Origin of the sequence: Planktothrix mougeotii LEGE 06226 (assembly GCF_015207485.1) — a bacterium.
Classification (GTDB): domain Bacteria; phylum Cyanobacteriota; class Cyanobacteriia; order Cyanobacteriales; family Microcoleaceae; genus Planktothrix.
Genome location: NZ_JADEWU010000028.1, coordinates 34,877 through 48,177 on the forward strand (window position 1 = coordinate 34,877; position 13,301 = coordinate 48,177).

At 40.4% G+C, this 13,301-nt stretch carries 8 protein-coding genes; 6 read left to right on the forward strand and 2 right to left on the reverse strand.

Annotation, left to right across the window (positions count from 1 at the left end; all coding sequences use genetic code 11):
* Positions 1–62: 62 nt before the first annotated feature.
* On the reverse strand, positions 63–4,937 hold the full coding sequence (locus tag IQ236_RS13610) for a type I polyketide synthase (RefSeq protein WP_193869756.1): 4,875 nt from the start codon (positions 4,935–4,937) through the stop codon (positions 63–65).
* 220 nt (positions 4,938–5,157) lie between these two features.
* On the opposite strand from IQ236_RS13610, the gene IQ236_RS13615 reads away from it, so the two are divergent.
* The 3 genes from IQ236_RS13615 (at position 5,158) to gshA (ending at position 8,401) form a co-directional block, all read left to right on the forward strand.
* Complete coding sequence (locus tag IQ236_RS13615) at positions 5,158–6,138, forward strand: DMT family transporter (protein ID WP_193869757.1); 981 nt, start codon at positions 5,158–5,160, stop codon at positions 6,136–6,138.
* 95 nt (positions 6,139–6,233) lie between these two features.
* A complete protein-coding gene (locus tag IQ236_RS13620) occupies positions 6,234–7,271 on the forward strand; it encodes a sterol desaturase family protein (RefSeq protein ID WP_193869758.1) in 1,038 nt (345 codons plus the stop codon).
* 5 nt (positions 7,272–7,276) lie between these two features.
* The gene (gene gshA, locus IQ236_RS13625) at positions 7,277–8,401 is read left to right on the forward strand and encodes a glutamate--cysteine ligase (protein WP_193869759.1); all 1,125 of its coding nucleotides are present in this window, start codon (positions 7,277–7,279) and stop codon (positions 8,399–8,401) included.
* A gap of 60 nt (positions 8,402–8,461) precedes the next feature.
* Here gshA and grxC read toward each other — a convergent pair whose 3' ends face one another.
* Positions 8,462–8,731 (reverse strand): glutaredoxin 3, encoded by a 270-nt coding sequence (gene grxC / locus IQ236_RS13630; protein ID WP_193869760.1) that lies wholly within the window; start codon positions 8,729–8,731, stop codon positions 8,462–8,464.
* Between the two features lie 50 nt (positions 8,732–8,781).
* Between grxC and IQ236_RS13635 the strand changes: the two genes are divergently transcribed.
* The 3 genes from IQ236_RS13635 to IQ236_RS13645 all read left to right on the forward strand — a co-directional run bounded on the left by IQ236_RS13635 (position 8,782) and on the right by IQ236_RS13645 (position 13,232).
* A complete protein-coding gene (locus IQ236_RS13635) occupies positions 8,782–10,281 on the forward strand; it encodes an FAD-linked oxidase C-terminal domain-containing protein (protein ID WP_193869761.1) in 1,500 nt (499 codons plus the stop codon).
* A 158-nt stretch (positions 10,282–10,439) separates the two neighbouring features.
* Entirely contained in the window at positions 10,440–12,185 is a 1,746-nt protein-coding gene (locus tag IQ236_RS13640) for a fatty acyl-AMP ligase (protein ID WP_193869762.1), read from the forward strand.
* 60 nt (positions 12,186–12,245) lie between these two features.
* Positions 12,246–13,232: an acyl-CoA desaturase gene (locus IQ236_RS13645; RefSeq protein ID WP_193869763.1), complete on the forward strand. Its 987-nt coding sequence runs from the start codon at positions 12,246–12,248 to the stop codon at positions 13,230–13,232.
* The last annotated feature ends 69 nt before the right edge of the window (positions 13,233–13,301 follow it).

The following is a 13,301-nucleotide window of genomic DNA, read 5'->3' on the forward strand; positions in this document are numbered from 1 at the left end:
AGATTCGCTGTTGAATTTGTATAAAGAACGGGTTGATCAGATCCAAATTATACCCAAAGTGCTCAGGAATTGGGGAAAGGTTGATAAGCTAATAACTCTTGGGATATCAATTGTAAAATCTGCTCTCGATGACTATCCAAAAACAGATGTTTACCATCAACCTGATGTAGCTTAAATGACTTGTTAGTATGAACGCCCCAAGGGGAAAGATGGTCTTGATTCAAAAATTTATCCCCACAACCCACAAAGCTAGTAATAGGACAATCTAGCGGTTTTTCTTCTGTGTAAGAATAGTGCTCTTTTTGGATCACAGATGCTACTTTCAAGGAATTTAGCAACATCAGTAAAAATGGATCATCTTCTCCAACAGATTTAGAGAGTTCTATATTCGTTAAATCTTTCACAAACTTGAGTAAATCGGCGTGAGAAAGGTTTTCTAAGGAAGGATAGGGGTAAGGAAGTTGGGGAGCGTGTTGAGCCCCGACAAAGAAATGAATCGGTTGCTTATGATGATGACGACGCAAATAACGACACAGTTCAAAATTAATTAATGCTCCTAAACTATGACCATAAAAAGCAAATTCCAGATCAAGATAAGGTAACAAAAATTCTGCCAAATCTGCCACTAAGGGAGTCAGATCCTCAAAAGTCGGTTGACTTCCAGTATATGTTTGAGGAGCAAGCTGGAGGCTATAAACTTCAATATCTGGTGGTAGACTATGTGACCAATCTTTGAATACAGAAATATCTCCTCCCCCATGAGGAAGACAGAAAAGACGCAACTTAGCATTGGGTTTTCCTTGGCGATCAATAATCCATTTGGATGAGGTTTGTGACCGTTCTAAATTGATTATAGGTTTCTCTTTTACTGTCAGCGATTGATTAAGATGACAATTAGATGATACCCTCATTAACTCAGATTTTTCCTTGAGTTTTTTCAGGGAATAGAGAGAAGCCATAATAGAATCTGCATCAATTCCAAAGTCAATTAAACAAGCAATTTCATCAACTCCAATAGCTTGTAATTGTTGCACCATTAACTCACAACTTTCGGGCGTACCAATTAAAGCGCTAGTTTGAAAATAACGCTCAAAAGCATAAGCCAATAAATGTTCTCTTTCTTTGGACTCCAAACCCTCCAGATTCGTAATTCCATGTCTCCACAGATTCACAGAACTTTCTAAATAATCAGTAAATGGCTTCCTGACTTTATGACGCACTAAATTCATATCTTCACCAATGAAAGTATGCAGCATCAAAGTCACTTGTCCCGCCTCTGCATCATAACCATTTTTTGCCAATGACTCTCGATAACAAGCAATTTTTTCGGCTAATTCTTCAATGGGTTGGAACAGAAGTGCAGTTAAAACATTAGCCCCCATCGCGCCCGCTTCAACAAATCTTTCTTTTCCCCCAGTACAAGTAATCCAAATTGCTATTTCCTGTTGTTTAGGTAGGGGATAAATCCGAGTTTCAGTTTCTTTACCCATACCATTTTGTAACAAAATTGATTCACCTTGCCACAACTTCTGTACAGTTTTAATCCCAGAAAACATCACTTCTGCACTATTCGCAAATTGATTAGGCGCTAAAACAAAATCATTTGGGTTCCAACCCCGAGCAAAAGCAACATCTACACGCCCTTGGGAAAGGTTATCTACCACCGCCCATTCTTCAGCCACTCGGATAGGATTATGTAGAGGTAAAACCACACTACCCGCCCGAATACGAATGCGATCTGTTACCATTGCTAGAGCAGAACCCAAAACAGCAGGATTGGGGTAGAGTCCACCAAAAGCATGAAAATGGCGTTCGGGTATCCAAACTGCACTGAAGCCATGTTTATCAGCAAATTGACTACTTTCTATTAATAATCTGTACTTGTCATCTTTGAATTCAGCTTCGTTACTGGCAAAATATAATAAGCTAAATTCCATCGCTTTTTTGCCAACGGGGAATGGGCTGATTAACTTTCTGTGCTCCTCTTCAACGGTTGAAACTGGGTTTTCTTGATCGCCAGCTAAGTGCTGCGCTAAAGTTTCAATAGTGGGAAAATTCCAAACGATTGTGGCTTCTAAGGAACGTCCGAGCAATTTTTCTAAATCTTTAGCTAATTTTACGGCTCCTATGGATTTGAGTCCATAATCGAGAAAAGATTTTCCTGATTTGCCATTGTCCGTTAATTGGGTTTCTCCGGGTAAATTTTGATGCAGCCAGTTGACTATCCAATTCTGAATTGATTCGGCTGTAGGAGTCAAAACCAGTGAAGCTGATTCGTCAGTAGAATCAGAATTTAGAGTTGTTTTTAAATCGGGGTTTGATGGAGTTTCAAGACTATTTTGACAAGCTATTTCTGGGGTTGATACTGGGTTTGATAATGGGGTGGTTTGGTAAAAACTATTGGCATCTTGATCAAACCAGTATCGTTGTTTTTGGAAGGGATAAGTTGGCAGTAATTGCCAATTTCGAGGATAATCCCGATCAAAACCATGCCAATCTACAGGAACTCCCTGTAAATATAAAGTTGCTAAATTTTGCAGGAGTTGTAGCCAGTCTGACCCATCTGAATTAGCCCCCGTTAACCAAACCCCCACACCTGGATCTAAACAGTCTCTACCCATTGCTAAAAGTAGAGATTGGGGGCCTACCTCCACAAAGACTTCATAACCTTGATGATCAAGAGTCTTAATGCTATCAGCAAATCGGACTGGCTGCTGAATCTGATTGCACCAATATTCAGGAGTTGCGATTTCTGCTTGAATTTGTTGTGCAGTAATCGGGGAAATGATATTAATTTTTGGGGATGAATAAGTTACGGTTGAAGCAATTTGTTTAAATGCTGCGACAACGGGTTTCATCAAGGGAGATTGGGCTAGATCTGCGAAAACCTCTAGAAACCGGGTTTCTGCGTTAACCTCTGTTTTCACCATAGAGCTAGTTAAGAAACCCGGTTTCTGGGGTGACAATGATTGCATTAAATGTCCCCGTTGGGCGACTAGACTGAGGGCATCTTCTAAGCTAAACACCCCAGCCACACAAGCTGCTACATATTCACCCAGGCTATAACCCATAACAGCATCGGGGATGATCCCCCAAGATTTCCATAACTCAGCTAAGGCATATTCCAGGGCGAATAAAGCAGGTTGGGTATAGGCTGTTTCAGTTAATAAATGAGTGGCTGTGCTCTGATGTTGTGGATATAAAATCTCTAGTAGTGGCTGATCTAAATAAGGGCGGAGAATTTCTTGGCAGCGCTCTAAAATAGCCCGGAATGTAGGTTGAGTTTCGTAGAGTTGACGACAGGAGTTGAGATATTGAGTCCCCTGTCCAGGGAATAAAAATACTATTTTGGGTGGCTGACCCTTGAGCGATCGCTTTTGATCCCTTCCCAAAATATCAGTTTGATGAGCAATAGTCGCTAACTTTTCTACCAATACTGCCCGTGATTCTGCCACAACAGCTAAACGATGGTCAAAATGAGTTCTTCCGGTATTAGCACTGAAACAGAAGTCTGCTAGGGAAAAATTAGCATCACTGTTCTGCAAGTTTTCTCTATAAAGATTTACCAGGTCTAATAGTGCCTTTTCGCTCTTAGCGGATAGGGTCAGAAGATGGAGGGGACGTTCCATTTTAATGATATTTTTATGAGATAATAACGGAGCTTCTTCCAGAATCACATGACAGTTAGTACCCCCAAAACCAAAAGAACTTACTCCCGCAAATCTTGACTCTGTGCTTGAATTCCAAGGCTCTAAAGTTGTTGGGATCGAGAAAGTTGTCCCGGCTAAAGAAATATAAGGATTGACTTGTTTAATATGTAGATTAGGAAAAATCTGTCGATGTTGCAGAGATAGGGTTGCCTTAATTAAACTTGCTATTCCAGCCGCCGCTTCTAAATGACCAATACTACTTTTAACTGAGCCAAGCCAACAAGGTTGATCGGGCTCTCGATTTGGCATTAATATTGTTTTTAAGGCTTTATATTCAATAGCATCTCCTAAAGCTGAAGCAGTGCCGTGGGTTTCCACATAACCAATTTGATTAGGTGAGACTTCAGCATTTTCCAGCGCTTGTTGAAGCAGTCTTTGTTGAGCCAGTCCATTAGGAGATGTAATCCCATGACTCAGACCATTATGGTTAACAGCCGAGCCTCTAATCACAGCCAGAATATTATCTCTATCTTTAAGGGCATCATCAAGGCGTTTGAGAACAACAATTCCGCACCCTTCACCCCTAACAAAACCATTCGCCTCAGCATCAAAAGTTTTACAGCGACCATCAGGAGATAGCATCCCCTTGAGAGAAAGAGCAATTGATTCTTCTGGAGATAAACGCAGGGATACTCCTCCAGTAATAGCCAAATTAGACTCACCAGTCCGTAAACTCTGACAAGCTAAATGTACAGCAACCAGAGAGGAAGAACAAGCCGTATCAATGGCTAAACTAGGCCCTTGTAGATTTAAAAAATAAGATAAGCGATTAGCGACAAAACAAAGAAATGTGTGGGGCCCATCTTCAGCATCTATGGCAGATATATCTTTATAAAGTAATCTATTATGATCGCTTTGGCTCATGCCAATGAACACCCCTGTTTTACTACTGAAGAGTGTATGGGGGACGATACCAGCATTTTCTAAAGATTCCCAAGCCACCTCTAATACCAGTCTATGATGGGGGTCTATGCGCTGGGCATCACCGACGGAAATCTGGAAAAAGTCGGGATCGAAATGATCAATATTATCTAAGAAGCCACCCCAACGGGACACGATTTTTCCGGGTGTACCTGCTTGGGGAGCATATAGATCATTAATATCCCATCGCTGTATCGGGATCTCAGTGATGGCATCTCGACCGTCCCTCAGTAGTCTCCAGAAGGATTCTATATCTTGAGCTTTGGGGAAACGACAACCCATTCCAATTATTGCGATAGCTTCCATAAAGATATTCTTTATTAGTAATAACCATAGTGGCAGCCAGGAGAATAGCTGAATTAGAATTTTACCACTTCTAGCAATATTGGAGCGCTGTCTCTTAAAAGACTTAATCTTCTATTATCGAATCAAGCTTAATCAGGTATATTGTAAAATGACTGGCAATCTGTAGTCTGAGCATGACCAAGTATATACTTGCTATTCAATCAACATTTCTCAATAAATTATGACTATCACAGTCAATGTTCCAGAAGTACAAACTGAAAACAAACCAACTCTGAACACTTTACTGTTAATTCCCCTAGCAGTATTTATGTTGTCTCTAGCACCAATATTTATCAGAGTCAGCGAACAAGAAATTAGTCCTAATGCGACAGTCTTTAATCGCTTTTTGATTTCTACTGTCATCCTTGGGGTTTGGGAGATCCTCACAATAATCAGTAGTAAAGTATCCCAGAGGCCCCCTAAACAACAGGAGTCTTGGACTCTTCAGGATATAGGATTATTTGTACTAGCTGCGGGTTTTGGTGCTGCTAACTTAACGGCTTGGGCTTGGTCTTTAACTCAAACCAATATTGCCAATTCCAATTTGTTGCATAATTTCACCCCATTCTTTGCCACTTTAGGCGGTTGGCTGTTTTTAAAACACAGGTTTGACAGCAAATTTATTATGGGTTTGATTTTAGCTTCAGTCGGTGCGTTTACTATTGGTTTTGAAGATTTTAACTTAACGAGCACTCATTTTAGAGGAGATGCTATCGCTTTACTTTCATCTGTATTTTATGCGGGAAATGCTTTGTGTGCAGAAAAATTACGAGCTAAGTTTTCGGCAACAACTATCATATTATGGAGTTGTTTGTTCAGAACTCTTTGGCTGTTACCCATAACTTTGATTTTTGATGATCAAGTTTTTCCCATTTCCGTGAATGGATGGTTAGCCGTAATTTCCCTCGCACTTTTCTGTCAAGTTCTAGCGACGGTGATTATGTTCCATAACCTGAAAAAGTTTTCGTCAGGTTTTATATCTTTATTCCTGTTGCTTGATCCAATTATTACTGCTATATTAGCCTGGGTAATATTTTCCGAAAAACTCACTATCCTCAACTGGGTCGCTTTTTTCGCCGTGTTGGCTGGGATATATTTAGCTAAATCTGGTCAAGGTTCTCAGAAAGCAGCAATTCAAGAAATTACTGTTGACTCAGACTAAATATTTTTATCCCGACTCCAATACTAAATCAGTAATAAAAATTATCCAATTTCAGCACCCCGTACTCTCAGTTTCTAAAGATTCCACCGTTTTTTATGACACCAGAATTAACAGCTTGGGTACCAGACTTAGAAGGATTACTAGGGCAGATTCTTGAATATTTACGCAGTCAAATCTTCAATCACCTTAATGGTAGCCGTCGCCTTTATTGGCTATATTTATTAACTTCTCTGTTATTAGCTGGACTGGTTTATTGGCGATCGCAACCTAAGTCTGATCTTAACTTTAAAGGTTTTCTTAATTTTTGCTTCCCCAAAGAAACCTACTTTCATCCTTCGGCTAAGCTAGATTATCAAATCTTTATCATCAATAATATTCTCGCTCCTGGTGGTTTGCGTTTAGCGTGGTTTGAAACATCATTGGTAGCATCCCTAATCAATAATTGGCTGCAAGAAACCTTTGGTCATTTTGGAGGATTCACAACCGAAAACTGGGGGTCGCTCGTGATTTTTACCATCTTATTTGTTGTAGTTTTTGACTTTGCATCTTACCTGAACCATGCTTGGCATCACCAAAATCCTATCCTCTGGCAATTTCATAGTCTACATCATTCCAGCGAAGTCTTAACCCCCATTACGTTATATCGTTCTCACCCCTTATATGAACTTAATAAAAAGTTGATTACTACAGCCATCAGTGCCCCTTTACAAGGGATACTAATTTATCTATTTTTTGGTAAAATCCAGGTTATAACTCTATTTGGTCTAAATTTTTTGGTCGCTCTATATTATCTGGCAGGTGGTAATCTTGCCCATTCTCACATCTGGCTTTCATACGGAAACATAGGGAACCATATTTTTGTGAGTCCAGTTCTACACCAAATTCATCACAGCATAGCACCCCAACATCTTAACAAAAACTACGGGGAGTTTTTAGGAATTTGGGATTGGATGTTTGGGACTTTATATCTACCCGAAAAAGAGGAAAAATTAGAATTTGGTATTGGCAAAAACCAACCTCAGCCTTATCCGACTTTAACCCAGGCTTATTTAGATCCCGTCGTCAATGCCATTAATTTACTAATTGCCAAAATCCCTGGAAACAGTAGAATTAAAACGATTAAATTGAATTAAATCCTATGCTCTTAACTAAAGGCTTTGAATTAGAAATGTTTCTGGGTACTCCCCAAGGCGATCCCATTCCCTTAGCTGAACAAATTGCCGGAAAAGTGGATAGGTTTATGCTAGAAACAGATGAGCGACATATCGAATATACCACTGAACCTCTTCACAGTTACGAACAGTTGTTGAGTCAATTAATATTACCGCGAATTCAACTCAGAGAATATCTGAAAACTTTAGGAGATTATACGGTAATTCCTGGCAGTACATTATCATTAGGAGGAAGCGATCGCTTTTATCGTTCAGGAGATACAAATCCTTATTTAGAATACATTGAGCGCCACCACGGAACTAATGTCGTTACTGCTAGTGTTCATATCAACATTGGTTTTAGTGATCCAGAACTGTTGATCCGAGCTTGTCGGCTGATTAAAATGGAAGCACCCTTATATTTAGCCTTAAGTGCTTCCTCTCCATTTCTTGATAATCAAATTACAGGTTATCATTCTACACGCTGGCACATTTTACCCCATTCTCAATATCACATTCCCCTATTTGAAAGCCACGCCGAATATATTGAGTGGGTAGAAGGACATTTAGCCGCAGGGACAATGTTTAATGTTCGTCATCATTGGGATAATGTTCGACCCAATGGCGATCGCCGACCTTATGATATTAATCGGCTAGAACTCAGAATTTGTGATTTAGTGACAGATCCTCATTCTCTTCTGGCTATTACCGCTTTGTTAGAAGCGCGGCTTCTGCAATTGATTAATGATCCGAGAATTGACCCTTTAGAAATGAGTCAATTACCCGCAACAACCCGGAAACAAGACTTAATTGATTTAACAAAAGCGAATGAAGCCGCCGTCAAAGTATCTAGTTTAGAAGCTGAGTTAAGACATTGGCAAGACGGTAGAAAAATTCTAGCTCGACATTGGATTAATGAAATTTATAATGATGTTTTGCCCTTAGTAAAACAGCAAGGCTTTGATCATTTTCTCTCACCTATACAAACAATTTTACAGGAAGGAAATACAGCACAAAAGTGGTTAAAAATGTATGATCAAGGCTATGATATTCGCTCAATTATTACCCAAGATATTCAAGAGATGGCCAAGCAAGAACTTGACCATTTTTGAATTCCCCGAAAGGGTTAACTAGCCACCCAATTTTGTAAATCAGTAACCTTAATGGTTTTTTCAAGTTGGACTGACTTGTAAAAGTTCGTCCAATTTCCCCTGCTTATCTAATGCGGAAATATCATCAAAACCACCAATATGTTGATCATTGATAAAAATTTGAGGAACACTCCGTCTGCCATTAGCCCGTTCTGCCATCTTAGCTCTCGCATCTTCATCCCCATCAATAGAGTATTCAGTAAATTCAACCCCTTTCTTCTGGAGTAAGGCTTTGGCTCTAGGGCAAAAAGGGCAATAAGTCCAAGTGTAAATTTCTACTTTAGCCGTCATGGTATGTTTAATCGAGGGATATCGTTTTTTATTTTAGCGTGATCGACAAAATGATTAATCAGAATATCGTCTCTGATCTACAAGTAGAGACCGACCATGGCGCGTCTCTACGGCAAAAAATTGCCCCCAAATTTGAGGCTGTTGTAGGTAAAAAAGCAGTTGTCCAACGCCAAGAAGAATTGCTCACCTATGAATGTGATAGTTTAACAAGCTATCGTCAACGTCCCGCATTAGTGGTACTACCTCGCACCACTGAACAAGTAGCAGAGGTCGTAAAAATCTGCTATGAAAATCAAATTCCTTGGGTGACGCGAGGTGCGGGAACAGGTTTATCTGGAGGTGCGTTACCCGTTGAAGATTGTGTTTTAATTGTCACCACCTTAATGAACAAAATCTTAAAAGTTGACCTAGAAAATCAGCGAATTATTGTGCAAGCGGGTGTGATTAATAATTGGGTGACTCAAGCTATTAGTGGTAAAGGTTTTTATTATGCGCCAGACCCTTCCAGTCAAACGGTTTGCACAATTGGGGGTAATATTGCGGAGAATGCTGGGGGTATTCATTGCTTAAAATATGGGGTAACAACGAATCATGTCTTGGGGTTAAAATTGGTAATTCCTGACGGTTCTGTGGTTGATGTTGGGGGAATCATTTCAGAAATGCCCGGTTATGATCTCACGGGTTTATTTGTCGGTTCAGAAGGCACGCTAGGCATAGCTACAGAAATTACTTTACGCATGATTAAAACACCTGAAGCCATTGGTACTGTTCTAGCAGACTTTACCACTATTGAAGCCGCTGGTGATACTGTTACTCATATTATTAGTGCTGGAATAATTCCGGCGGCAATGGAATTAATGGATGGGACTACGATTAAAGCGATTGAAGATGTTATTAATACCGGATGTTATCCTAGAGATGCTGCGGCAGTTTTGTTGATAGAGGTTGATGGTTTAGCAGTAGAAGTTGAAAGCAGTAAACAGCAGGTTGCTAAAATTTGCCAACAAAACGGAGCCAGAAATGTAATCATTGCTAGTGACGAACAAAGGCGAATAAAACTTTGGCAAGGACGTAAAACAGCCCTAATTGCATTAGGGTATCAAAGTCATTATTTTCTCCAAGATGGAGTTATCCCTCGGACTCAATTAGTCGCTGTTCTGAAGGAAATTTCAGCTTTAGGAAATCAATATGGGTATCGTATTGCAAATGCCCTTCATGCGGGTGATGGGAACTTACATCCAGTCATTCTTTATGATCATGCCATTCCTGGTGCTTTTAAACAGGTAGAAGAATTAAGTGGCGAAATTCTAAAACTTTGTGTGAGAGTGGGTGGAAGTATTTCTGGAGAACATGGTATTGGTGCTGATAAAAAATGTTTGATGCCGGAAATGTTTAATCATATTGATTTAGATACCATGCAATGGCCGCGCCTAGCTTTTAATCCTCAAGGTTTGGCAAATCCAGGTAAGATGTTTCCCACACCTCCGACTTGTGGTGAAGCTGCACAGGCTCAAAAAATGGGGCGGTTTTCAGACTTAGAAGTATTTTAGCGATCTGGGTTTTGGGGAGTAGGAGATAAGGCGTTTGTCTGTGAAGGCGGAGTGCTGACTGCCATAGCGTGAAACCTTGGTATTAGGTACTTCACTTAGGCAATATAACAATGCTAGTATGTCGTAGATGTGCTGTATGTAGCTTTTGAGTATTAATAATGGGGAAAACAGAAAAAAGGGATTCAACTTTAGTAGAAATACTACGGGATCAGGCCGTTGCTCACCCTAACCAAATAGCCTTTAAGTTTCTTCCAAATGGAGAACAAGAATCAGATCAATTAACCTATCAAGAATTAGATCAAAAAGCTAGAGCAATTGCCTATCAACTGGGTCAGAAAATTAATCGGGGTGAAAGAGTATTATTGTTATATCCACCCGGTTTAGAATTTATTAGTGCTTTTTTTGGCTGTTTATATGCTGATGCGATCGCTGTTCCGGTTAATCCCCCTCGACCCAACAGACCAGCAACTCGGCTTTTAACAATCAAATCAGATTCACAAGCAACATTAGCACTAACTACAACATCTTTATTCAGCAAACTCAAATCACAACTAGCTAATTATCCAGAATTAGCAACTTTACCTTTAATAGTTAGTGATGAAATCAGTATTGATCTAGGTTCAGATTGGGAGAAATCAACAACAACAATAGATTCTTTAGCTTTTCTCCAATACACATCTGGATCGACAGGGACACCAAAAGGAGTCATGGTAACTCATGGTAATCTATTGCAAAATTCCGAGTATATCAAACAAGCCTTTCAACTGACACCAGAAAGCCTATCGGTTAGCTGGCTACCCAGTTTTCATGATATGGGTCTAATTGATGGAATTATTCAGCCTTTGTACACTGGATTTATGGGGGTATTGATGAAACCCGAAAGTTTTATCCAACACCCTTGGCGATGGCTTCAGGCAATTACAAACTACAAAGCAACCCACTGCGGCGGGCCTAATTTTGCCTACGATCTTTGCGTTCAAAAGATTACCAATGAACAACTTGAAACCCTCGACCTCAGTAGCTGGGAAAGTGCTTACAGTGGTTCTGAACCCGTGCGGAGAGACACTTTAGAGCGTTTTATTGCTAAATTTGCCCCTTATGGTTTCGCGGCTAATAGTTTTTATCCCTGCTATGGGATGGCTGAATCTACCTTAATGATTTCAGGGGGACTGGTTCAAGAAGAACCCATTTACTGCACCGTTGTCGCAGACGCATTAGAGCAAAATGGGGTGACAGAAGCATCTAAAGACGTTGAAAATGTTAGACATCTCGTTGGATGTGGACGAGGTTGGCTAGATACCCAAATTGTCATCGTTGAACCCGAATCTTTTCAGCAATGTCATTCAGGTCAAGTCGGGGAAATCTGGGTATCGGGTGAAAGTGTTGCTCAAGGCTATTGGAACCAACCCGAACTTTCAGAACAAGCTTTTGGAGCTTATCTAGCAGAAACGAATCAGGGGCCCTTTCTCCGCACTGGAGATCTAGGATTTTTGCGAGAGGGGGAGCTATTCATCACGGGACGGATGAAAGATATGATTATTATTAGAGGTCGCAATTATTACCCCCAAGATATTGAAATAACAGTAGAAACCAGCCATCCAGCGTTGCGAGGCAATTGTTGTGCCGCTTTTGCAATAGAAAAAGATAATACAGAGCAGTTAATAATAGTAGCTGAAGTCGAACGGACACATTTACGACATCTGAATGTCAAAGAGGTCGTCGCAGAAATTGGTGAAGCCATCATGCAGCAACATGAAATCCAGGCTTATGGCACGGTACTGATTAAAACGGGGAGTATTCCTAAAACTTCCAGTGGCAAAATTCAACGGCGTATTTGCAAAGAAAAGTTTCTGTGCGAAACTCTCAATATTGTCGGGGGAAAGATTGGCAAATCGGAGTTATAAAGTCCTTTCGTTTTAAATTTTCCCCTGCTATTTAAACCTAGGTCAATTGAGGAAACATCAATGTCTATACCCGTGGATAGCCCAACACCCAATATAAGCCCCAAAATCACCCTAGAAAATGATTATCTTAAATCCCTGCAACAGCGTTACGCCTTTGCTACTATCTTGATTCCTTTTTTGGGGTTATTAGTAGCCATTTATACAACTTTTAAGTTGGGGATCAGTTTAGTAGACATTGGACTATTTCTGATCATGTATACCTTGACAATGCTGGGAATAACAGTGGGTTTTCACCGACATTTTGCTCACGGTGCTTTTAAGACCAATACAGTTATTAGAGTCCTGTTGGCAATATTAGGATGTATGTCCGCTCAAGGGCCCGTTATTCAATGGGCAAGTATTCACCGTCGGCATCACAAGTATAGCGATCGTCCGGGCGATCCCCACTCTCCCTTAATATATAAAGGAGAAAAATGGGCAACTCTGCGGGGATTGTGGCATGGTCAAGTTGCTTGGATGTTGAACAGTGACGTTACCAATACGGTTGTTTTTGCTAAAGACTTGCTCAGAGATCCAATCATTACCAAAGTCAATCGTTTTTATCTGACTTGGGTTATCCTGGGTTTAGCCATTCCCGCAATTATAGACGGACTTCTTACGGGAACTTGGATAGGCCTTTTACAAGGATTTCTCTGGGGGGGTTTGGTGCGAATCTTTTGTGTTAATCATGCCTTTTGGACAATTAACTCCATTGCTCACTGTTATGGACAACGCCCCTTTGAGACCGAAGAGCAAAGCCACAACACATTCTGGCTCTCCCTAGCCAACTTTGGAGAAGCTTGGCATAACAATCATCATGCCTTTCCCCACTCAGCCTTGTTAGGTCTGAAATGGTGGCAAATTGATATGGGCGGTGGGGTGATTCTGGCTCTCCAAAAAGTAGGTTTAGCTTGGGATCTCAAAACCCCCACAGCCGGGATGATTGCAGAAAAGTTGAAAGTTAACAAACAGTCTGAAAATTTAACAATAGATGCCAGCAATTTCTAGTAAACTTGACTGAATCTGGATTTTTTGCAGTGCCAACTTTTTCTATTGCGTCATCATGAGGAGTTAGAG